The following is a 21,389-nucleotide window of genomic DNA, read 5'->3' as shown; positions in this document are numbered from 1 at the left end:
TGCCCAGGTAGAGCTCGATCACCTTGGGGTCGTGCATGAGCTGGCGACCGGGGCCCGAGTAGGCGTTGCGGCCCTGGTCGAGCACGTAGCCGCGGTCGCAGATCTGCAGGGCGCGACGTGCGTTCTGCTCGACGATCACGACGGACACACCGGCCTTATTGATCTTGCGCGTCCGCAGGAACGTCTCGTCCTGCTTCACCGGGGACAGGCCCGCGGAGGGCTCGTCCAGCAGCAGGACCGACGGCTCCATCATGAGCGCCCGGGCCATCGCGACCATCTGACGCTCACCGCCCGACAGCGAGCCGGCCCGCTGCCGGCGCCGCTCCGCGAGGGTCGGGAAGAGGTCCGCGACGAACGCGAACCGCTCCGCGAACTTCCTCGGCGCCTGGAACGCGCCCATCTGCAGGTTCTCCTCGATCGTGAGCGAGGGGAACACGTTGTTGTTCTGCGGGACGAAGCCGACGCCGCGCTGGACCAGGTGGTCCGCGCGCAGGTTGGTGATGTCCTCGCCGCCCAGCGTGACCGAGCCGGACCGGACGTTGACCAGCCCGAACAGGGCCTTGAGCAGGGTCGACTTGCCGGCGCCGTTCGGGCCGATGATCCCGATGAGCTCGCCGGGGTGCAGGACGAGGTCGCACCCGTTGAGGATGTTCACCCCGGGCAGGTAACCGGCCACCAGGTCCGTCGCGGCGAGCAGGGGCTCACCGGTCGGTGCCCCGCGGTGCAGGCCCGCCCTGTCGCCGAGCGCGACCGATGTCGTGCCCGCGGGAGTCCCGTGGTCGTCGCGGGTGACCGCGTCCATCGCCTCCTCGCTCATCGTGCCTCCTCCTCCTCGGTGCGCAGCTGCTCGAGCACGGCGTCGTCCAGCAGGGCGTCGTCGCCGAGGTCGGTGTCGTGGTGCGCCCCGAGGTACGCRTCGATCACCGCCGGGTTGTTCATCACCGAGTCGGGCGGACCCTCGGCCACGATCCGGCCCTCCGTCATGACGATCACCCAGTCCGAGATGTGCCGGACCATGTGCATGTCGTGCTCGACGAACAGGACGGTCGTACCGTCGTCGCGCAGCGCCTGGATGTGGCCGAGGAGCGACTGGGTCAGCGCGGGGTTCACGCCGGCCATGGGCTCGTCGAGCATGATCATCTGCGGCTTCGCCATGAGGGCGCGGGCCATCTCGAGCAGCTTGCGCTGACCGCCGGACAGGCTGCCGGCGAAGTCGTCGCGCTTGGTGTCAAGCTTGAAGCGCGCGAGGAGCTCCTCCGCCTGCTCCGTGATCGCCTTCTCCCGCGGGCGCCACACCGCGGGCACGAGCGCGGCGAACAGGTTCTCGCCCGGCTGGGACGTGGCGCCGAGCCGCATGTTCTCCATGACGGTCATGCGGTTGAGGGCCTTGGTGAGCTGRAAGGTGCGGACCATCCCGGCGCGTGCCACCCGGGCGGCTGCGACGCCGCCGAGCGACCGGCCGTCGAACGTCCACTTCCCGCTGTTGGGCTTGTCGAACCCGGTCAGCAGGTTGAAGAACGTCGTCTTGCCGGCGCCGTTGGGCCCGATGAGGGCTGTGATGGCTCCGCGCTGCACCTCGACGTGGTCGACGTCGACGGCGTTGACGCCACCGAACATCCGGCGGACGTCGTCGGCGATGAGCACCGGGTCGGGCTTGGGTGCGCCGGGGACGTGCGGGACGTCCTTGAGGGCGGCCGCGACTGCCGCGCGGGCGTCGACGGTGGCGGGCGAGGGCTCAGTGGGCATTGATCGCCAGCTCCTTCTTGTCGCCGAGGATGCCTTGTGGTCGGAAGATGATCAGCAGCATCAGGGCGACTCCCACGATGATCCAGCCGAACTGCTCGATCTGCTCGCTGCGCAGGATCGTGGTGGGCACGACGTCGCGCAGCGTCAGCTTCACCAGGGCGAGGACCGCCCAGAAGATGATCGAGCCGAGCACCGGGCCGAACACGGTCGCCGCCCCACCCAGCAGCAGGATCGTCCAGATGAAGAACGTCATGGACCTGCCCATGGAGTCGGGTTGGACCGCTCGGGGCAGCACGTAGAGGATCCCGGCCAGGGAACCGATGACGCCACCGAGCACGAGCGCCTGCATCTTGTAGCTGTAGACGTTCTTGCCGAGGGAGCGCACGGCGTCCTCGTCCTCCCGGATGCCCTTGAGCACGCGGCCCCACGGGCTGCGGATGAGGAGCCAGACGAGCCAGCAGGCGAGTCCGACGACGACCCAGCCGACGATCCGGATCCACCAGCTGTTCGACGCGTTCACGGCGTACTCGAACGGGCCGAGGGCCCAGTTGCCGTCGTCGAACGGTGACGCGTCCTGGAACGTGTCCTTGTACTGGTTGCCGCGCAGACCGCTCGAGGCGCCCGTGAGCTCCGTGAGAGCGGTCGAGCGGCCGACGAGGCGGACGATCTCCGCCGCGGCGATCGTCACGATCGCGAGGTAGTCACCGCGCAGCTTCAGGGTCGGGATGCCGAGGATGAGCGCGAAGATCGTCGCCGCCGCGATGGCGATGAGGACCGCGGCCCACAGCGGCCAGCCGGCGATCGTCGCGATGGCGAAGCCGTAGGCGCCGAGCAGCATGAAGCCTGCCTGGCCCATGTTGAGCAGGCCCGTCAGGCCGAAGTGGATGTTGAGCCCGACCGCGGCGAGCGCGTAGGCGGCGGTCGTCGGGGCGAAGAACTCGCCCGCGACGTTGGTGAGGATGCGTGTCCAGTCCATGAGGGGTCTCCGTTATCCGACGCGCGTCGCTCGGCCGAGGATGCCCTGCGGTCGTACCAGCAGGACGAGGATGAGGATCACGAGCGCGGACGCGTACCGCATGTCCGTCGGGATCCAGAGGCTCGAGATCTCGACCACCAGGCCGATCACGATCGAGCCGGCGAGCGCACCGAAGGCGGCCCCGAGGCCACCGAGCGTCACCGCGGCGAACATCAGCAGCAGGAGCGCGCCGCCCGAGTACCAGGACGTCGCGCCGAAGTAGAGGCCGATGAGGACGCCGCCGAGCGCGGCCAGACCGGCCCCGAGCGTCCAGACGATCCGGATCATGCCGTTCACCGAGATGCCGGACGCGGCGGCCAGCGCCGGGTTGTCCGCGACCGCGCGGGTGGCACGTCCTGCCCGGGTGCCGAGCAGGAAGTAGGCGACCCCGCCGAGCACGATGGCCGCGATCGCCATCGACCAGAGCGTCGTCGTCGTGATCCGGACCGGGCCGAGGGCCACGGACGTGGGGGTGTCCGTGACGATGCGCAGCGGGCCGGCGCCGAAGAAGAACTGGAAGACGTACGAGATGGCCATCGACAGACCGATCGTCACGATCATCTGCTGGATCATCCCGACGCCTCGACGCCGCAGCGGCTTCCACAGCCCGGCGTCCTGCAGCCACCCGGTGGCCGCGCCGAGCACGACCGCGATGATCGCCGACGGGATGAGCGGCAGGCCGACCAGCTGCGTGCCGACGTAGGCGAGGATGCCGCCGAGCGACACCTGCTCGCCGTGCGCGAAGTTGCTCAGGCCCGTCGTGCCGTAGATCAGGGAGAGTCCGACGCTCGCCAGTGCGAGGAGCGTGCCGAACACCAGACCGTTGACGGTGAGCTGGGCGACGCGCGCGGAGGTGACACCGGAACCGGTGGAGCCCTGGGTCGTGGGGACCGCGGCACCGTCCTCGGCGTCGGTGGTCGGCGAGCCGCTCGGCTCGTCGCCCGTGTCATCGCCACCGCCACCGCCGGCGGGAGCGCCGAGCGGGAACAGCGCGGCCGCCGACGCCCCCAGGCCCACCGTGACGGTGCGCGGGTTGTTGGCGGGGTCACGCAGCGACTCGCCGGCGGGGATCGTGGCGACGTCGAGCGTGACCTCGTACTCCCCGGGCTCGGTGACGGCGACCGACCAGCGGCCGGTCGCGTCGCTCGTGGCGGTGAGGTCACCCTCGGGTCCGACGATGCTCAGGGCGGCGCCGACGACGGGTTGTCCGTCCGCCGTGCGCAGCGTGCCGACGATGCATCCGGTCGCGGCGTCCGCGACGCACGCGGCCGTGGCCGATGCGACGGGGCCCTGCGCGCGCGCAGGGGTGGCGACGAGCAGCAGGGTGATGGACGCCAGGGCGAGCAGGAGCAGGGCGGCGACGCGTCGGGCAAGTGGCGGCATGGTGGTGCCGCCGGGGTCCAGGACGGCTGATCGCACCTGGGACCTCCGTCCGTCTGTTCGGGTGTGGCGTGTCGTGCGCTACGGCGTCGTTGCCGCACACGTTCGACGTCTGCCGGGTGGCAGGACGATAGGCAGGGATTGTGTCGCGTTCATTTCGTGAACGCGAGACCTCGGGGCCGAAGATCGACCGCGTGTCGGAGTTTTCTGGTCGTACGTCCAGATTGCACGCCTGTCATTCGGATGAGCGATGCCCCAGGACTAGCCTGTCGCACCAGGCTGGTCCATGATCGAGGACGGCGCCATCCCCGAACCGGGCGATGCGTCATCCTGACCGGATCCCCCTCGTCCCGTCTGGAGGTACTGCTGCCGTGCGACTCGGAGTGCAGGTCCGCGAAGCCCTACCGGGCGACATGGAGAGCCTCGTCGCGCTCTGCCTCGCTGCGCGGCGGGAGGCCGCGGTTGGCGCTCAGCTGTGCACCGACGACGCCGACCGCCTCCGAGACCAGTTGGGAGCGCTCCTGGCTGCGCGCGGCGGACGTGTCCTGGTGGCCCTGCTCGACGACGAGCCCGCCGGCCTGCTGCTGGCCCGGGTCGTCGGACCCGGTCCCTTCACCGACCTGGTGAGCCTCGACATCGAGGCTGTCTACGTCCTTCCTGCGGCGCGCCGCAGGGGTCTGGGGCACGCGCTGCTGGTGGGCGCGACCACGGTCGCGGACGAGGCGGGCGCGACCGAGATGTACTCCTCACCCCTGCCCGGGGCGCGCGGGATGCAGAGGTTCCTGGCGCGGCTGGGCTTCGCGCCCGCAGCGTCCCACCGGGTGGTCACGACGGCAGCCCTGCAGCGCAAGCTCACGCACGAGCAGGGGCACGGGCACGCCGGGGCATCGGTGCGCCGCTCCGGCCCGCGCGGGCTCGAGGACCTCATCGCCCGGCGTCGCCAGGCCCGCGCCGCGCGCCAGCCTGTGGTCGACGACCCGGCGACGCCTGCGCGGGCATCCGGTGCGGATCAGGGCCGGGCGTCGATCACCATGCAGGTCAGCCGCGCGGTGCAGACCGGTCGGCCGTCCTCGTCCTCGACCACCACCTGGTAGGTCGCCAGGCGCCCACCGAGGTGCAGCGCCGTCGCGGTCCCGGTGACGATGCCGGAGCGCGCGGAGCGATGGTGCGTCGCGTTGAGCTCGATCCCGACCGCGGCCCGCCCCTCGCCGGCATGGGCCATCGCCGCGATCGACCCGAGCGTCTCTGCCAGGACGGCGGACGCGCCTCCGTGCAGCAGGCCGTAGGGCTGGGTGTTCCCCGCCACGGGCATGGTGCCGACGACGCGCTGCGCGGACGCCTCGATCACCTCGATGCCCATGCGCTCGATGAGGGTGCCTGCGTACTGGGGGACCGGTGGGGTCGTGTCGGACATGGCAGATAGGTTGGCACCCGTGAGCGACGCACTGCCAGCGGTTCCGCCGGCCACCCCCGGAACGCCTGCCCGACTTCTCCTGATCGACGGTCACTCGATGGCCTACCGGGCGTTCTTCGCGCTCCCGGTGGACAAGTTCGCCACCTCGGCGGGCGAGCCCACGAACGCCGTCTTCGGGTTCTTCTCGATGATCGCGAACCTGCTGCGCGACGAGGAGCCGACGCACGTCGCCGTCGCGTTCGACGCCGGCCGGACCACCTTCCGGACCGAGGTCTACGAGGCCTACAAGGGCAACCGGGACGCGACGCCCGCACCGTTCAAGGGGCAGGTGGCGGTGATCGAGCGGGTCCTGGAGACCATGCACATCCCGTCGCTGAGCAAGCCGCAGTTCGAGGCCGACGACATCCTGGCCACGCTGTCCGTCCAGGCGCGGGCGCAGGGGATGCAGGTCCTCATCTGCACCGGCGACCGCGACGCGCTCCAGCTGGTCAACGAGGACGTGACGGTGCTGTACCCCGTCAAGGGGGTCTCCGAGCTCGCGCGCATGACCCCGGCCGCCGTCGAGGCGAAGTACGGCGTGCCGCCGCACCGCTACCCGGACCTCGCGGCGCTCGTCGGGGAGTCCAGCGACAACCTGCCGGGCATCCCCGGGGTCGGCCCGAAGACGGCCGCCAAGTGGATCGGGCAGTACGACGGGCTCCAGGGGATCCTCGACTCCGCGGACCAGGTGCCGGGCAAGGCGGGGGAGTCGCTGCGGGACAACCTCGACCAGGTGCGCCTCAACCGCCAGCTGAACGCGCTGCTCACGGACCTGGAGCTGCCGCTGGGCCCCGAGGACCTCGCGGCGCGGCCGTGGGACCGGCCCGCCCTGCACGCGATCCTGGAGGAGCTGGAGTTCCGGGCCATCCGTGACCGCCTGTTCGCGATGCTGCCCGACGAGAACGGCGAGGGACCCGGGACGGTCGCGGCGGCCCAGATCGACCACACGGTGCTCGGCGCCGGCGAGCTCGCCGGGTGGCTCGACGCCCGGACGGGACGGGCGCTGGGTGTCGACGTGCGCGGCTCGGGAGCGCCCGCCAGCGGTGACGCGTGGGGGATCGCGCTGGCGGACCCCGACGGCCAGGCGGCGTCCTTCGACMTGCAGGAGATCCAGCCGGCGGACGAGGCCGCACTGGCGGCGTGGCTCGCTGACCCGGCCGCCCCCAAGATCGTGCACGCGTCCAAGGAGGCGTGGCACGCGCTGACCGGGCGTGGGCTGCCGATCGCGGGCGTCGTGCTGGACACCGAGCTCGCGGCGTACCTCTGCCAGCCCGACCGGCGCGCCTACGACCTGACCGACCTCGCGATCGGCTACCTGCACCGCGAGCTGGGTGCCGACGAGGTGTCCAGCAGCGGGCAGGGTGCCCTCGACCTCGAGCTGGACGGCACCGACGAGGGCCGACGGGCCGCCGTGCGGGCTGCGGCGGTCCGGGACCTCGCGGAGGTGCTCAGCGGTGAGCTGTCCGACCGTGGCGCMACCGGTCTGCTGGAGAACCTCGAGCTGCCGTTGGTCGACGTGCTGGCGCGCATGGAGCGCACGGGCATCGCGATCGACTCGGGCTACCTGTCGAGCCTGGAGAAGTCGTTCGACGGCCAGGTGCAGAACGCGGCCGCCGAGGCGTACGCGGTGATCGGTCGCGAGGTGAACCTCGGTTCCCCGAAGCAGCTCCAGGAGGTGCTGTTCGACCAGCTCGGCATGCCGAAGACCAAGAAGATCAAGACGGGCTACACCACGGACGCGGCCGCGCTCACGGACCTGTTCGCGCGGACGCAGCACCCGTTCCTCGAGCACCTGCTCGCGCACCGCGACGCCATCCGCCTGCGCCAGACGGTCGAGGGTCTGCTGCGGTCCGTCGCCCCGGACGGTCGCATCCACACCACGTTCCAGCAGACGATCGCGGCGACCGGGCGGCTGTCGTCGGCGGACCCGAACCTGCAGAACATCCCGATCCGCACCGAGGCGGGCCGGCAGATCCGGCGCGCGTTCGTGGTCGGCAACGGCTACGAGACGCTGCTGACCGCCGACTACTCGCAGATCGAGATGCGGATCATGGCGCACCTCTCGGGCGACGAGGGCCTGATCGAGGCCTTCCGCTCGGGCGAGGACCTGCACAGCTACGTCGGCTCGCGCGTGTTCGGCGTGCCCACGGACGAGGTCACCCCGGCCATGCGGTCCAAGATCAAGGCGATGAGCTACGGCCTGGCCTACGGGTTGTCGCCGTTCGGGCTCTCGCAGCAGCTCTCGATCGAGGTGTCCGAGGCCGCCGTGCTCATGCAGGACTACTTCTCGCGGTTCGGCGGCGTGCGTGACTACCTCACGGGTGTCGTCGACGTCGCGCGGCAGACCGGGTACACGGCCACGATCCTGGGTCGTCGGCGGTACCTGCCCGACCTGACGAGCGACAACCGGCAGCGTCGCGAGATGGCGGAGCGGATGGCCCTCAACGCGCCGATCCAGGGCAGCGCCGCGGACCTGATCAAGGTGGCCATGCTCGGCGTCGACCGCGAGCTGACCCGCCGCGGGCTGGGGTCGCGCGTGCTCCTGCAGGTGCACGACGAGCTCGTTCTCGAGGTGGCGCCGGGGGAGCGGGTCGAGCTGGAGGCCCTCGTGCGGGAGCAGATGGGCGCCGCCGGGGACGCGGCCACGGACGGCCCGCTCGACGTGCCGCTCGACGTCACGGTCGGCGCAGGGGCCTCCTGGCACGACGCCGGGCACTGAGTCTGTCGCCCGATCGCGGGAATTGCCTGGGTATCGACAAGTTGGTCGGAAGTTTCGGGTGCGCTTTGGGGTGATCTACGCCACAGTGTCGGGCACACAGTGGCGACGGAGCCACTGACATCCCCACCCGGGAGGCGCTGATGACCGACACCGTCGGAGAACCTGAGACCGATTACCAACGCGTGCAGAACAGCGAGGAGTTCCAGGCGCTCAAGCGCCGGTTCCGTCGCTTCGTCTTCCCCATGACGGCGTTCTTCCTGTCCTGGTACTTCCTGTACGTCCTGCTCGCCGACTACGCCCACGACTTCATGTCCACCAAGGTCTGGGGCAACGTCAACGTCGGGCTGCTGCTCGGGCTGGGCCAGTTCGTCAGCACGTTCGCGATCACGATGATCTACGCGCGGTGGGCCAACAACCGGCAGGACCCGGTGGCCGAACAGCTCCGTCTGCACATCGAGAACGGTGACCCGCTGGACGGTGGTCGCGCATGAGCGCCTCGCTGAGCGGCCTGCTGCGCGCCGCGGAGACCGAGGACATCGGCAACCCGTGGGTCAACATCGCCATCTTCGGCGGCTTCGTCGCCATCACCCTCGTGATCGTGTTCCGCGCCTCGCGGAACAACAAGACGGCCGCGGACTACTACGCGGCCGGCCGCTCGTTCACCGGCCCCCAGAACGGCACCGCGATCGCGGGCGACTACCTGTCGGCAGCATCGTTCCTCGGTATCTGCGGCGCGATCGCGGTCAACGGGTACGACGGCTTCCTGTACTCGATCGGCTTCCTGGTCGCGTGGCTCGTCGCCCTCCTTCTCGTCGCGGAGCTGCTGCGCAACACCGGTCGCTTCACCATGGCCGACGTCCTGTCCTTCCGGCTCAAGCAGCGCCCGGTCCGCATGGCCGCGGCGCTGGCGACCCTGACGGTCGTCTTCTTCTACCTGCTCGCCCAGATGGCAGGCGCAGGCGGCCTGGTGGCGCTCCTGCTCGGCGTCGACGGCGCCTTCGCCCAGGGGATCGTGATCGCGGTCGTGGGCGCGTTGATGATCCTGTACGTCCTGGTGGGCGGCATGAAGGGCACCACCTGGGTGCAGATCATCAAGGCGGTGCTGCTGATCGCCGGCGCGGCCGTGATGACGATCTGGGTCCTGGCTCAGTTCGGCTTCAACTTCTCCGACCTCCTGCAGGGCGCCATCGACATGGCCGGTGAGGGCGGCGAGGCGGTCATCGAGCCCGGCAAGCAGTACGGCGTCAGCACGATGAGCCAGCTCAACTTCCTCTCGCTCGCCCTCGCGCTGGTGCTCGGCACCGCCGGTCTGCCGCACGTGCTCATGCGTTTCTACACGGTCCCGACGGCCAAGGAGGCGCGCCGCTCGGTGGTCTGGGCGATCTGGCTGATCGGGATCTTCTACCTGTTCACGCTCGTGCTCGGTTACGGCGCCGCGGCGCTGGTCGGTCCGGAGGCGATCAAGGCGGCACCGGGCGGCGTGAACTCCGCGGCCCCGCTGCTGGCCTTCGAGCTGGGCGGCACGATCCTGCTCGGCCTCATCTCGGCGGTCGCGTTCGCCACGATCCTCGCGGTGGTTGCCGGCCTGACGATCACGGCGGCGGCGTCGTTCGCGCACGACATCTACGCCTCGGTGATCAAGCACGGCGAGGTCAAGCCCGACGGCGAGGTGCGGGTCGCGCGGATCACGGTGGTGGTCATCGGGATCCTGGCGATCATCGGCGGCATCTTCGCCAACGGTCAGAACGTGGCGTTCCTCGTCGCGCTGGCCTTCGCGGTCGCCGCGAGCGCCAACCTCCCGACGATCCTCTACTCGCTGTTCTGGAAGAGGTTCAACACCTCGGGTGCGTTGTGGAGCATGTACGGCGGGCTGATCTCCTGCCTGGTGCTCATCACGTTCTCGCCGGTCGTGTCGGGCAAGGTCGACCCGGTCACGGGCGCGAGCCTGTCGATGATCAAGAACACGGACGTCGACTTCGCGATCATCCCGCTGGAGAACCCGGGCCTGATCTCGATCCCGCTCGCGTTCCTGCTCGGCATCCTCGGCACGTTCCTCAGCAAGGACGGGAGCAGCCCCGAGAAGTACGCGGAGATGGAGGTCCGGTCCCTGACCGGCGCCGGCTCCGAGAAGGCGACGGTCGCGCACTGACGACCTGATCTCGGGCGGCCACTCTCAGACGGGTGGCCGCCCGAGGTGCGTCACGAATATCGCCGTGCCGGGCAACCGCGCCCCGCGGACGGGCCCCCACCCGCCCCAGGTCCGGTCGTGCCCGGCGGGCCACTCGGGCTCGACGAGCCGGTCGAGGACGAACCCGGCCGCGACCAGCTCGGAGACGTGGTCCCCGAGCGTCCGGTGGTACTCGGCGTACAGGACGCCGCCCGACTCCCCGAGCTCCGCGTAGGGCGTCCGGTCGAAGTACGAGCGCGTCGCGGTGAGACCGGCCTCGCCGGGGTCGTCGGGGAACGCCCAGCGGACGGGGTGGGTCACGGCGAACACCCACCGGCCGCCGGGACGCAGGACGCGGGCGACCTCGGCGTGCACGCGGTCGGCATCGGGGACGAACGGGAGCGCGCCGAACGCGGTGAAGGCGACGTCGAACGAGCCGTCGGCGAACGGCAGCACGCGGGCATCCGCCTGGACCAGCGGTGTCGCACGACCGAGGGCGGCGTCGTAGCGCGCGCCCGCCTCGAGCATCCCGCCGGACACGTCCGTCGCGACGACGTCGACGCCCTCGCCGACGAGCCACCGCGCGCACTGCGCCGCCCCGGCACCGACCTCCAGCACGCGGCGGCCGGACAGGTCGCCGAGGAGGCGGGCGTCCTTCTCCCGCAGCCCTTCGGGGCACCAGCAGAAGTCCGCCGGCCCGAGGAACGTGCCGTGCTCGTCGAGGTACTCGTCCGCGTTGGCGTCCCACCAGCGACGGCCCGCCGCGCCGCCGGCCGATGCCGGTACGTCGAGGTAGCCGGCCTCGGCCAGGGGATCGTCAGACACAGGACCAGTGTCCCCTCCCACGGCCCGTGCGCGCCGATACGCTGGGCCCACGGCAGCCCGACGATGCGCTCCGATCCCTGCCCCCGCGATCAAGGAGTGCCAGCGTGCGAGTCGGTCTGCTCACGGGCGGCGGCGACGTCCCCGGCCTGAATGCCGCGATCCGCGCCGTCGTCAAGCGCGGTGAGGGTGAGTACGGGCACACGGTCATCGGGTTCCGGAACGGCTGGCGTGGCGTCGTCGACGGGTTCAGCCTCCCGCTCACCCGCCAGCACATCCGCAACCAGCTCGCCGTGGGCGGCACGCTCCTCGGGACCGCGCGCTACCACCCGCACGCGTCGGACGGCGGGCTGGACGCGGTCCTGTCCACGCTGGAGTCGGAGCGGATCGAGGCGCTCATCTGCATCGGCGGTGACGGCACGCTGCACGCGGCCAGCAAGGTCGCCGAGGCGGGCGTGCGGATCGTGGCCATCCCCAAGACGATCGACAACGACGTCTGGGGCACGGACCAGTCCATCGGCTTCGACACCGCCGTGGCGATCGCGACGGAGGCCATCGACCGGATCCACACCACCGCGGAGAGCCACAACCGGGTGATGATCGTCGAGGTCATGGGCCGGCACGCGGGCTGGATCGCCGCGACGTCCGGCATCGCCGGGGGAGCGGAGCTCGTCCTCGTCCCCGAGGCGCCGTTCGACATCGACAAGATCGAGCGGTTCCTCAAGCACCGCCACCGCGCGCACGCCAGCTTCTCGATCATCGTCGTCGCCGAGGGTGCGATCCCCGCCGAGGGGACGTCGATGGACTACGAGACGCCGGTCGGGAAGTTCGGCGACATCGTCGCCGGGGCCATCGGCGAGCGGCTCAAGGCCGAGATCGAGCGGCGCACGGGGTTCGACACGCGTGTGGTCGTCCTCGGGCACGTGCAGCGCGGGGGCATCCCGACGCACGTCGACCGGATCCTCGGCTCGCGCTTCGGCGTCGCGGCGATCGACGCCGCCAGCGGCGGGCAGTCGAACGTCATGACCGCGCTGCGCGGGGAACGCGTGGAGATGGTGCCGCTCAGCGAGGTGGCGGGCAAGGTCAAGTTCGTGCCCGACGAGCTGCTCGCGGTGGCGCGGGCCCTCGCCTGATCAGTGGGATCGGCTTTGACCTGCCCATCGTCACCCCGATAGGGTAGACGGCGGTGCCGCGCGCCTTCTTGCGTCGGCGATACCCACGCGTGCTGCTCGCACGTGGTCGGCCTCCGTGCCGACCGGGGGCGTCCCCACGGATCGTGGTCACCACCATGCATGTCACGTGCCGCCGGCACACACGTTCAGTCCTCACAACTTCCCTGTCCGCATCGGAGCCCATCCCTACATGAGCATCACCACCCCCGCGAAGCCCGCCACCCCGCAGGTCGCGATCAACGACATCGGCTCGGCCGAGGACTTCCTCGCCGCGATCGACGCCACCATCAAGTACTTCAACGATGGCGACATCGTCGAGGGCACCATCGTCAAGGTCGACCGCGACGAGGTCCTGCTCGACATCGGTTACAAGACCGAGGGCGTCATCCCCTCCCGTGAGCTGTCCATCAAGCACGACGTGGACCCCGGTGAGGTTGTCAAGGTCGGCGACGCAGTCGAGGCCCTCGTTCTCCAGAAGGAGGACAAGGAAGGCCGGCTGATCCTGTCCAAGAAGCGCGCACAGTACGAGCGCGCCTGGGGCACGATCGAGAAGATCAAGGAAGAGGACGGCGTCGTCACCGGCACCGTCATCGAGGTCGTCAAGGGCGGCCTCATCCTCGACATCGGGCTGCGCGGCTTCCTGCCCGCGTCGCTGGTGGAGATGCGTCGTGTCCGCGACCTCCAGCCGTACGTCGGCAAGGAGATCGAGGCCAAGATCATCGAGCTCGACAAGAACCGCAACAACGTGGTCCTGTCGCGCCGTGCCTGGCTCGAGCAGACGCAGTCCGAGGTGCGCTCCACCTTCCTGCAGACGCTGCAGAAGGGCCAGGTCCGCCCCGGTGTCGTGTCCTCGATCGTCAACTTCGGTGCGTTCGTGGACCTGGGTGGCRTGGACGGGCTCGTGCACGTCTCCGAGCTGTCCTGGAAGCACATCGACCACCCGTCCGAGGTCGTCGAGGTCGGCCAGGAGGTCACCGTCGAGGTTCTCGACGTCGACTTCGACCGCGAGCGTGTCTCCCTGTCGCTGAAGGCGACGCAGGAGGACCCGTGGCAGGCCTTCGCCCGCACGCACGCCATCGGCCAGGTCGTCCCCGGCAAGGTCACCAAGCTGGTTCCGTTCGGTGCGTTCGTGCGCGTCGAGGACGGCATCGAGGGCCTGGTGCACATCTCGGAGCTGGCCGTGCGCCACGTCGAGATCCCGGAGCAGGTCGTCCAGGTCGGCGACGACGTCTTCGTCAAGGTCATCGACATCGACCTGGAGCGTCGCCGCATCTCGCTGTCGCTCAAGCAGGCGAACGAGGGCTTCGACCCGGCCAGCGAGGACTTCGACCCCGCGCTCTACGGCATGGCGGCGGAGTACGACGAGGCCGGCAACTACAAGTACCCCGAGGGCTTCGACCCGGCCACGAACGAGTGGCTCGAGGGCTTCGAGGCTCAGCGCGAGGTGTGGGAGGCGCAGTACGCGCAGGCCCACGAGCGCTGGGAGGCGCACCGCAAGCAGGTCGCCGACGCCGCGAAGGCCGACGCGGAGGCCGCCAGCGGCGCCGCCGAGGGTGCGACGGCTTCGTCCTCGTCGTCGAGCTCGTCGGCCGGCCCGGTGCCGTCGTCGTACTCGTCGTCCACCGAGGAGGCCGCGGGCACGCTCGCGTCCGACGAGGCGCTCGCCGCTCTGCGCGAGAAGCTCACGGGTAACTGAACCCACCCGCTCGATGGCCGGTCACCTTCCGAGGTGGCCGGCCATCGGCGTCCCCGGGCTGTGCCTGACGTGGGAGCAGGGCAGGATGGGCAGATGCAACGCATCGGTCTGACAGGCGGGATCGCGGCCGSCAAGTCCGTCGCGGCACGGCGACTGGCGGAGCTCGGGGCGGTGGTGATCGACTCCGACGTCCTGGCACGGGAGGCGGTCGCGCCCGGCTCGGCGGGGCTGGACGCCGTGGTCGACGAGTTCGGCCGGGGCGTCCTCGCCGGGGACGGATCCCTGGACCGCGCGGCCCTCGCCTCGATCGTGTTCGCCGACGAGGCGGCACGTGCTCGGCTCGACGGCATCGTGCACCCGATCGTCCGTCGGCTCTCCGCCGAGCGTGAGGCTGCGTCCGCGACGACGGACCACGGCGCCGTGGTCGTGCACGACATCCCGTTGCTGGTCGAGACCGGCCAGGCGGACGCGTTCCACGTCCTCGTCGTCGTGCACACCCCCGCGGTGCTGCGCGTCGAGCGGCTGGTGCGGCTGCGCGGCATGGACCGGCTCGAGGCGGAGGCACGCGTGTCCGCGCAGGCGACCGACGACGCGCGCCTCGCGGTTGCGGACGTGGTCCTCGACGGGACGGGCAGCGACGAGGACCTGCGCGCGCAGGTGGACGAGCTCTGGGACCGGCTGTCCGTGGAGCGCGCCGACGAGCTCGCCGCCGAGACCCCGTGACGCGGGTCCTGCTCACGGGCTTCGGTCCGTTCGACGGTCAGGCCGTCAACGCGTCGTCGCTCGCCGTGCAGGAGGTCGCCTCGCGGTGGACCGGTCCGGCGGAGCTCGTCGTGCGCGAGCTCCCGGTGTCCTTCCGCGGCGCCCGGCACCAGCTGCGCGTCGCGATCGCCGAGCTCGAGCCCGACCTGGTCGTGTGCGTCGGTGAGGCAGGCGGGCGCGCCGCGGTCGGCGTCGAGCGCGTGGCCGTCAACGTGATCGACGCCCGCATCCCCGACGTCGACGGGTCCGCGCCGGTCGACGTCCCGGTGATCGCGGGGGCGCCCGCCGCGTTCTTCTCCACGCTCCCCGTCAAGGCGTGCGCCGCGGCGGTGCGGGACGCGGGCGTGCCGGTCGAGGTGTCCAACACCGCGGGCCTGTACGTCTGCAACGCCACGTTCTACGCGCTGCAGCACCTGCTCGCCGCCCGGCCCGAGGTGCGCAGCGGGTTCGTGCACGTGCCGCGGACACCGGTACAGGTGGAGCTCGGCGCGCCGGCGATGTCCGTCGACGACGCCGCGGCGGCCCTGCAGGGGATAGTGCGCGCCGCGCTGTCGACCACGACGGACGTGAGGGAGTCGGCCGGGACCCTCGCCTGACGACACGGGTGTCAGTGGTGCCACGTACGGTTGTGGCATGCGTCCTGTCACCGACCTCCAGCGGACCGTCGCGCCCTTCGAGGTGATCTCCGAGTACACGCCGTCGGGTGACCAGCCGAAGGCGATCAAGGAGCTGACGGCGCGGATCCAGGCGGGGGAGAAGGACGTCGTCCTGCTCGGCGCCACCGGCACGGGCAAGTCGGCGACGACGGCCTGGCTCATCGAGCAGGTGCAGCGGCCGACGCTCGTCATGGCGCCCAACAAGACGCTCGCCGCGCAGCTGGCCACGGAGTTCCGGGAGCTGCTGCCCAACAACGCCGTCGAGTACTTCGTCTCGTACTACGACTACTACCAGCCCGAGGCGTACATCGCGCAGACGGACACCTACATCGAGAAGGACTCGTCGATCAACGACGAGGTCGAGCGGCTGCGGCACTCCGCCACCAGCTCGCTGCTCACCCGTCGGGACGTCATCGTCGTGGCCTCGGTGAGCTGCATCTACGGCCTGGGCACGCCGCAGGAGTACGTCGACCGGATGGTGACGCTGTCCGTCGGGGACCAGGTGGACCGCGACCAGCTGCTGCGCAAGTTCGTCACCATGCAGTACACCCGCAACGACATGGCCTTCACGCGCGGCACGTTCCGCGTCCGCGGGGACACCGTCGAGATCATCCCGGTGTACGAGGAGCTGGCCATCCGGATCGAGTTCTTCGGCGATGAGATCGAGGCGATCKCCACCCTGCACCCGCTGACGGGTGACGTCGTCCACTCCGAGCAGCAGATGCACATCTTCCCGGCCACCCACTACGTCGCGGGCCCGGAGCGCATGGAGCGGGCGATCACCGGGATCGAGCTGGAGCTCGAGGACCGGCTGGCGGAGCTGGAGCGGCAGAACAAGCTGCTCGAGGCCCAGCGCCTGCGCATGCGCACGACGTACGACATCGAGATGATGCGCCAGATCGGCTCGTGCTCCGGGATCGAGAACTACTCGCGGCACATCGACGGGCGCAGCCCCGGCTCCGCGCCGAACACGCTCATCGACTACTTCCCCGAGGACTTCCTGCTCGTCATCGACGAGTCGCACGTGACCGTCCCGCAGATCGGGGCGATGTTCGAGGGGGACATGTCGCGCAAGCGGGCGCTGGTGGACCACGGGTTCCGCCTGCCCAGCGCGACCGACAACCGCCCGCTGCGGTGGGAGGAGTTCGTCGAGCGGATCGGCCAGACCGTCTACCTGTCGGCGACGCCCGGCAACTACGAGCTGTCCATCTCGGACGGGGTGGTCGAGCAGATCATCCGGCCGACCGGTCTGGTGGACCCCGAGGTCGTCGTGAAGCCGACCACGGGGCAGATCGACGACCTGCTCGGGGAGATCCACGACCGGGTGGAGAAGGACGAGCGCGTCCTCGTCACCACGCTCACCAAGAAGATGGCCGAGGACCTGACGGACTACTTCCTGGAGAAGGGCGTCCGCGTCCGCTACCTGCACTCCGAGGTGGACACGCTGCGGCGCGTGGAGCTCCTGCGCGAGCTGCGGATGGGCGAGTACGACGTCCTGGTCGGCATCAACCTGCTGCGCGAGGGTCTCGACCTGCCCGAGGTGTCGCTGGTCGCCATCCTCGACGCGGACAAGGAAGGCTTCCTGCGCTCGGGCCGGTCGCTGATCCAGACGATCGGCCGTGCTGCCCGCAACGTCTCCGGCCAGGTGCACATGTACGCGGACCGGATCACCGACGGGATGGCGCAGGCCATCGACGAGACGTCGCGTCGCCGCGCGAAGCAGGTGGCCTACAACCTCGAGAACGGCATCGACCCCACCCCGCTGCGCAAGAAGATCGGCGACATCACCGACCTGCTGGCCCGCGAGGACGCCGACACCGCGGAGCTGCTCGGCGGTGCGGGACGGCAGGCCAGCCGCGGGAAGGCGCCGGTGCCCGGGTTCGGGTCGAAGGGGGCGCCGCGCGACGAGCGGACGCGGCTCACGGGTGCGGCAGCGGGCGAGCTCGCGGACCTCATCCAGCAGCTCTCGGACCAGATGCACGCGGCTGCCGGCGAGCTGCAGTTCGAGCTGGCCGCACGCCTGCGCGACGAGATCTCGGGCATGAAGAAGGAGCTCCGGCAGATGCAGGCCGCCACGGCCTGAGCCTGCCGGGGCGGACACGACACGTGCCCGACACGTGCGTGGCTTATGCTTGCGCGCGTTGAAGGGGAGTACCCCAGTCACGATCCTGTCGTCATCACGGACCTGCTAGCGCGGGGCCCGGTGGGATCGGTCCGCAGCGGTTCACCGTGCGGGCGGGGGAGACCTTCGGTACCGAAGCACATCTCGTACCGGAGGTTTCTGCATGGACGTGTCCGGCTGGGTCTGGGCAGCGACGGCGGTCTTCGTCGTCGGACTGATCTTCTTCGACTTCTTCGCGCACGTGCGCACGCCGCACGCTCCGACCTTCCAGGAGTCCGCGCGCTGGTCGATCTTCTACATCGTCCTCGCGCTGGTGTTCGGCGTGGTGATGGGGTTCGTCTGGGGTTGGGGACCGGGCACCGAGTACTTCGCGGGGTACATCACCGAGAAGAGCCTCTCGGTCGACAACCTGTTCGTCTTCCTCATCATCATGACCAAGTTCGCCGTACCGCGGGAGTACCAGCAGAAGGTCCTGCTGGTCGGCGTGGTGATCGCGCTGATCCTGCGGACCGTGTTCATCCTGGCGGGCGCCGCGGCGATCGCGCAGTTCTCCTGGGTCTTCTACATCTTCGGTGGCTTCCTGGTCTACACCGCCATCAAGCTGGCGCGCGAGCACCACGACCCCGACCACCCGGACCCCCGCGAGCAGCGCGACGGGATAGCGGTGCGGATGCTCAAGCGCGTGGTGCCGACGACGGACGAGTACCACGGCGACCGCCTGTCGGTGAAGATCGACGGCAAGCGGTTCCTGACGCCGATGCTCGTGGTGATGGTGGCCATCGGGTCGACCGACGTGCTCTTCGCGCTGGACTCGATCCCCGCGATCTACGGCCTGACCGAGGAGCCGTACATCGTCTTCACGGCCAACGCCTTCGCGCTGCTGGGTCTGCGCCAGCTCTACTTCCTCATTGGCGGCCTGCTCGAGCGGCTCATCTACCTGTCGCAGGGCCTCGCGATCATCCTCGGGTTCATCGGCGTCAAGCTGGTGCTCCACGCCCTGCACGTGAACGAGCTGCCGTTCATCAACAACGGCGAGCCCGTCGAGTGGGCTCCCGAGATCCCCATCTGGCTGTCMCTCACCGTCATCCTCGGCACGCTCGTCGTGGCCACGGTGCTGAGCCTGCTGAAGACCCGAAGCGACGCGAACATCGCGTCGTCGACCGAGAGCTGAGGACCCCCCGTTGGACATCGACCCCCTTGTCTGGGCCGTCTCGCTCGGTCTGGCCGGTGCGCTGCTGCTCGTCGACGTCGCCGTCGTCGCCCGCCGGCCGCACGTGCCGTCGACCGCCGAGTGCGTGCGCTACCTGGCGTTCTACATCGGCCTGGCCGTGCTCTTCGGGATCGGCATCTGGCTCACGAACGGCGCCGAGTACGCCGGCCAGTTCTACGCCGGCTGGCTGACGGAGTACTCGCTGTCGGTCGACAACCTCTTCGTGTTCCTGCTGATCATGAGCAAGTTCGCGGTGCCCAAGGCGTACCAGCAGACGGCCCTGCTCATCGGGATCATCCTGGCGCTCGTGTTCCGCGGGTTGTTCATCTGGGCGGGTGCGGCGGTCATCGACGCGTTCAGCTGKGTGTTCTACCTGTTCGGCGCGTTCCTCGTGTACACGGCGTGGAAGGTCGGGCGCGAGGGCGAGGCGGGCGAGGACGACGAGTTCCACCCGCCGCTGATCCTGCGCCTGGTGCAGCGCTGGTTGCCCGCCACGCAGGAGTACCACGGCGTCAAGCTCACGGTMGTGGAGGGCGGGCGCAGGCTGATCACCCCGATGTTCGTGGTCCTGGTCGCCCTGGGCGCCACCGACCTGCTCTTCGCGTTCGACTCGATCCCGGCGATCTTCGGGCTCACCAGCGAGCCGTACCTGGTCCTCATGGCGAACCTGTTCGCGCTCATGGGGCTGCGCCAGCTCTACTTCCTGCTGGGCGACCTGCTCAAGCGCCTGGTGTACCTGAACGTCGGGCTCGCGGTGCTGCTCGGGTTCATCGGCGTCAAGCTGGTGCTGCACGCGCTGCACGAGAACGAGGTGCCGTTCATCAACGGCGGCGAGCCGGTCCCGTGGGCGCCCGAGATCCCGATCGGGGTGTCGCTCGGTGCGATCGTCGTGATCCTCGGCGTGACCGCCCTCGCGAGCGTGCTCAAGGTGCGGCGCGACGAGCGTGCGGCCGTCGCGGCGGGCGAACCGACCGACTGAGCCTCAGGCGCTCCAGGGCCCGAGGACGACGTCCCACGCGCGGACGTCGCTCTGCGCGACCAGGCCCTCGCGGACGAACGGGTCGTCCGCGAGGATCGCGCCGACGACCTCGGGCGAGGCGGCGCGGAAGACCAGGAGCGCGCCCGGGTCGCCGTCGGTGAACGGGCCGGACCCGAGCAGCGTGCCGTGCTCGGCCAGCGCGGCCAGGTACGACCGGTGCTCGGCGCGGAAGTGGTCACGCACGTCGGTGCGCTCGTCGTAGGTGTAGCGGACGGCGTAGGTAGGCATGACGTCATCCTGCCCGAGCCGGTGGCAGAGTGCTGACATGGCTCGGATCCTGCGCACGCTGCTCACCGACGACGTCCTGGCCCGCATCCACGAGCGCGCGCCGGTGCACGACCGGGACAACACGTTCCCGCACGACGACCTCGCGGACCTGGTCGCTGTCGGGTTCCTGACCGCGTTCGTGCCGGAGCGCCTGGGCGGTGCGGGGCTCACGCTCGAGGAGGTCGCGCGGGAGCAGGTGCGGCTCGCCGCGGCGGCGCCGGCGACCGCGCTGGCGGTGAACATGCACCTGGTGGTCACCGGGCTCGCCGCGCTCCTGGTGGGTCGCGGCGACGACTCCGTCGAGTTCGTGCTGCGGGATGCCGCTGCCGGAGAGATCTTCGCGTTCGGCAACTCCGAGCCCGGCAACGACCTGGTCATGTTCGGCTCGCGCACCCGCGCGGAGCGGCAGCCCGACGGCGCGTACCGGTACACGGGCACGAAGATCTTCACGTCGTTGTCGCCGGTGTGGAGCCGCCTGGCCACCTTCGGGCTCGACGACGCCGACCCCGACGACCCGCGCCTGGTGCACGGGGTGGTCTCCCGCGCTGACGGGGGTGTCGAGGCGCGCGACGACTGGGACACGCTCGGGATGCGTGCCACGCAGTCGGCGACAACGGTGCTCGACGGCGCCCGCGCGCCGGCGGACCGGGTCTACCGGTCGCTGCCGCCGGGCCCCAGCGCCGACCCGTTCGTGTTCGCGCTCTTCGCGGTCTTCGAGGTCCTGCTCGGCGCGGTGTACACCGGCATCGGCCGACGGGCGATCGAGCTCGGGGTCGAGGCTGCCCGGCGCCGGACGTCGATGAAGTTCGACGGTCGTGCGTACGCACAGGACCCCGACATCCGCTGGCGGATCGCCGACGCGGTGCTGGCGCAGGACGGTGCGGAGCTGCAGGTGTTCGCGCTCGCGCGCGACGTCGACGAGGAGGTGGACCACGGCGCGCGCTGGTTCGCCCAGCTGGTCGGGCTCAAGGTACGTGCGACGGAGTCGGCCCGGGTGGTCGTCGACAACGCGATCCGCGTCTCCGGCGGGGGGTCGTACTTCTCCGGGAGCGAGCTCGGTCGGCTGTACCGGGACGTGCTCGCGGGGATCTTCCACCCGTCCGACGACGAGTCGGCGCACGCGACGCTCGCGACGTCGGTGCTGGGTCCCCCCGAGGCCTGAC

The 21,389-nt window shown here is 70.4% G+C and carries 19 protein-coding genes; 12 read left to right on the top strand and 7 right to left on the bottom strand.

Annotated elements, in window-relative coordinates; translation table 11 throughout:
* The 4 genes from ACXJKF_RS17805 to ACXJKF_RS17790 form a co-directional block, all read right to left on the bottom strand.
* A partial coding sequence (locus ACXJKF_RS17805; RefSeq protein WP_456789052.1) for an ABC transporter ATP-binding protein occupies window positions 1-817 on the bottom strand: 817 nt, incomplete at its 3' end.
* Entirely contained in the window at window positions 814-1,746 is a 933-nt protein-coding gene (locus ACXJKF_RS17800) for an ABC transporter ATP-binding protein (RefSeq protein ID WP_456789051.1), read from the bottom strand. The genes ACXJKF_RS17805 and ACXJKF_RS17800, both read right to left, overlap by 4 nt.
* Entirely contained in the window at window positions 1,736-2,722 is a 987-nt protein-coding gene (locus tag ACXJKF_RS17795; RefSeq protein ID WP_456789050.1) for a branched-chain amino acid ABC transporter permease, read from the bottom strand. The genes ACXJKF_RS17800 and ACXJKF_RS17795 overlap by 11 nt, the downstream gene beginning before the upstream one ends.
* A gap of 12 nt (window positions 2,723-2,734) precedes the next feature.
* Window positions 2,735-4,180 (bottom strand): branched-chain amino acid ABC transporter permease, encoded by a 1,446-nt coding sequence (locus tag ACXJKF_RS17790; RefSeq protein WP_456789049.1) that lies wholly within the window; start codon window positions 4,178-4,180, stop codon window positions 2,735-2,737.
* 374 nt (window positions 4,181-4,554) lie between these two features.
* On the opposite strand from ACXJKF_RS17790, the gene ACXJKF_RS17785 reads away from it, so the two are divergent.
* Window positions 4,555-5,235: an N-acetyltransferase family protein gene (locus tag ACXJKF_RS17785; RefSeq protein ID WP_456789048.1), complete on the top strand. Its 681-nt coding sequence runs from the start codon at window positions 4,555-4,557 to the stop codon at window positions 5,233-5,235.
* Here the strand turns inward: ACXJKF_RS17785 and ACXJKF_RS17780 are convergent.
* Entirely contained in the window at window positions 5,151-5,555 is a 405-nt protein-coding gene (locus ACXJKF_RS17780) for a PaaI family thioesterase (RefSeq protein WP_456789047.1), read from the bottom strand. The two genes, ACXJKF_RS17785 and ACXJKF_RS17780, sit on opposite strands and share 85 nt — an antisense overlap.
* On the opposite strand from ACXJKF_RS17780, the gene polA reads away from it, so the two are divergent.
* The 3 genes from polA to ACXJKF_RS17765 all read left to right on the top strand — a co-directional run bounded on the left by polA (window position 5,554) and on the right by ACXJKF_RS17765 (window position 10,462).
* The gene (gene polA / locus ACXJKF_RS17775) at window positions 5,554-8,313 is read left to right on the top strand and encodes a DNA polymerase I (RefSeq protein ID WP_456789046.1); all 2,760 of its coding nucleotides are present in this window, start codon (window positions 5,554-5,556) and stop codon (window positions 8,311-8,313) included. The two genes, ACXJKF_RS17780 and polA, sit on opposite strands and share 2 nt — an antisense overlap.
* A 140-nt stretch (window positions 8,314-8,453) precedes the next feature.
* Entirely contained in the window at window positions 8,454-8,804 is a 351-nt protein-coding gene (locus tag ACXJKF_RS17770; protein WP_456789045.1) for a DUF485 domain-containing protein, read from the top strand.
* Window positions 8,801-10,462, top strand: a complete 1,662-nt coding sequence (locus ACXJKF_RS17765) for a solute symporter family protein (RefSeq protein WP_456789044.1) — start codon at window positions 8,801-8,803, stop codon at window positions 10,460-10,462. Before ACXJKF_RS17770 ends, ACXJKF_RS17765 begins: the two co-directional genes overlap by 4 nt.
* A 24-nt stretch (window positions 10,463-10,486) precedes the next feature.
* Here ACXJKF_RS17765 and ACXJKF_RS17760 read toward each other — a convergent pair whose 3' ends face one another.
* Window positions 10,487-11,305 (bottom strand): class I SAM-dependent methyltransferase, encoded by an 819-nt coding sequence (locus ACXJKF_RS17760; RefSeq protein ID WP_456789043.1) that lies wholly within the window; start codon window positions 11,303-11,305, stop codon window positions 10,487-10,489.
* 104 nt (window positions 11,306-11,409) lie between these two features.
* On the opposite strand from ACXJKF_RS17760, the gene ACXJKF_RS17755 reads away from it, so the two are divergent.
* The 7 genes from ACXJKF_RS17755 to ACXJKF_RS17725 all read left to right on the top strand — a co-directional run bounded on the left by ACXJKF_RS17755 (window position 11,410) and on the right by ACXJKF_RS17725 (window position 19,899).
* Window positions 11,410-12,435: a 6-phosphofructokinase gene (locus ACXJKF_RS17755; RefSeq protein ID WP_456789042.1), complete on the top strand. Its 1,026-nt coding sequence runs from the start codon at window positions 11,410-11,412 to the stop codon at window positions 12,433-12,435.
* Window positions 12,436-12,664: 229 nt separating this feature from the next.
* Window positions 12,665-14,170, top strand: a complete 1,506-nt coding sequence (gene rpsA / locus ACXJKF_RS17750) for a 30S ribosomal protein S1 (RefSeq protein ID WP_456789041.1) — start codon at window positions 12,665-12,667, stop codon at window positions 14,168-14,170.
* Between the two features lie 93 nt (window positions 14,171-14,263).
* Complete coding sequence (gene coaE / locus ACXJKF_RS17745) at window positions 14,264-14,893, top strand: dephospho-CoA kinase (RefSeq protein WP_456789040.1); 630 nt, start codon at window positions 14,264-14,266, stop codon at window positions 14,891-14,893.
* The gene (gene pcp, locus ACXJKF_RS17740; RefSeq protein WP_456789039.1) at window positions 14,890-15,528 is read left to right on the top strand and encodes a pyroglutamyl-peptidase I; all 639 of its coding nucleotides are present in this window, start codon (window positions 14,890-14,892) and stop codon (window positions 15,526-15,528) included. The genes coaE and pcp overlap by 4 nt, the downstream gene beginning before the upstream one ends.
* Before the next feature lie 37 nt (window positions 15,529-15,565).
* Window positions 15,566-17,671 (top strand): excinuclease ABC subunit UvrB, encoded by a 2,106-nt coding sequence (uvrB, locus tag ACXJKF_RS17735; protein WP_456789038.1) that lies wholly within the window; start codon window positions 15,566-15,568, stop codon window positions 17,669-17,671.
* A 202-nt stretch (window positions 17,672-17,873) separates the two neighbouring features.
* Window positions 17,874-18,881, top strand: a complete 1,008-nt coding sequence (locus tag ACXJKF_RS17730; RefSeq protein ID WP_456789037.1) for a TerC family protein — start codon at window positions 17,874-17,876, stop codon at window positions 18,879-18,881.
* A 10-nt stretch (window positions 18,882-18,891) separates the two neighbouring features.
* On the top strand, window positions 18,892-19,899 hold the full coding sequence (locus tag ACXJKF_RS17725; RefSeq protein WP_456789036.1) for a TerC family protein: 1,008 nt from the start codon (window positions 18,892-18,894) through the stop codon (window positions 19,897-19,899).
* Between the two features lie 3 nt (window positions 19,900-19,902).
* Here the strand turns inward: ACXJKF_RS17725 and ACXJKF_RS17720 are convergent, their stop codons facing one another.
* Window positions 19,903-20,187 carry a YciI family protein gene (locus ACXJKF_RS17720; protein ID WP_456789035.1) on the bottom strand — a complete coding sequence of 95 codons (285 nt, stop codon included), beginning with the start codon at window positions 20,185-20,187 and terminating at the stop codon, window positions 19,903-19,905.
* A gap of 37 nt (window positions 20,188-20,224) precedes the next feature.
* On the opposite strand from ACXJKF_RS17720, the gene ACXJKF_RS17715 reads away from it, so the two are divergent.
* Window positions 20,225-21,388 carry an acyl-CoA dehydrogenase family protein gene (locus tag ACXJKF_RS17715; RefSeq protein WP_456789034.1) on the top strand — a complete coding sequence of 388 codons (1,164 nt, stop codon included), beginning with the start codon at window positions 20,225-20,227 and terminating at the stop codon, window positions 21,386-21,388.
* The last annotated feature ends 1 nt before the right edge of the window (window position 21,389 follow it).

This window comes from Cellulomonas sp. P5_C5, from assembly GCF_054049655.1.
The sequence above is the reverse complement of the archived record's forward strand: the minus strand, read 5'-3'. Positions and strand labels throughout refer to the sequence as shown.

What these genes read in the sequence shown, in the direction of transcription:
- ACXJKF_RS17720 (WP_456789035.1), bottom strand. Translation starts at nt 20,187, where the DNA reads ATGCCTACCTACGCCGTCCGCTACACCTACGACGAGCGCACCGACGTG.
- ACXJKF_RS17780 (WP_456789047.1), bottom strand. Translation starts at nt 5,555, where the DNA reads ATGTCCGACACGACCCCACCGGTCCCCCAGTACGCAGGCACCCTCATC.
- ACXJKF_RS17795 (WP_456789050.1), bottom strand. Translation starts at nt 2,722, where the DNA reads ATGGACTGGACACGCATCCTCACCAACGTCGCGGGCGAGTTCTTCGCC.
- ACXJKF_RS17765 (WP_456789044.1), top strand. Translation starts at nt 8,801, where the DNA reads ATGAGCGCCTCGCTGAGCGGCCTGCTGCGCGCCGCGGAGACCGAGGAC.
- ACXJKF_RS17715 (WP_456789034.1), top strand. Translation starts at nt 20,225, where the DNA reads ATGGCTCGGATCCTGCGCACGCTGCTCACCGACGACGTCCTGGCCCGC.
- ACXJKF_RS17770 (WP_456789045.1), top strand. Translation starts at nt 8,454, where the DNA reads ATGACCGACACCGTCGGAGAACCTGAGACCGATTACCAACGCGTGCAG.
- ACXJKF_RS17785 (WP_456789048.1), top strand. Translation starts at nt 4,555, where the DNA reads ATGGAGAGCCTCGTCGCGCTCTGCCTCGCTGCGCGGCGGGAGGCCGCG.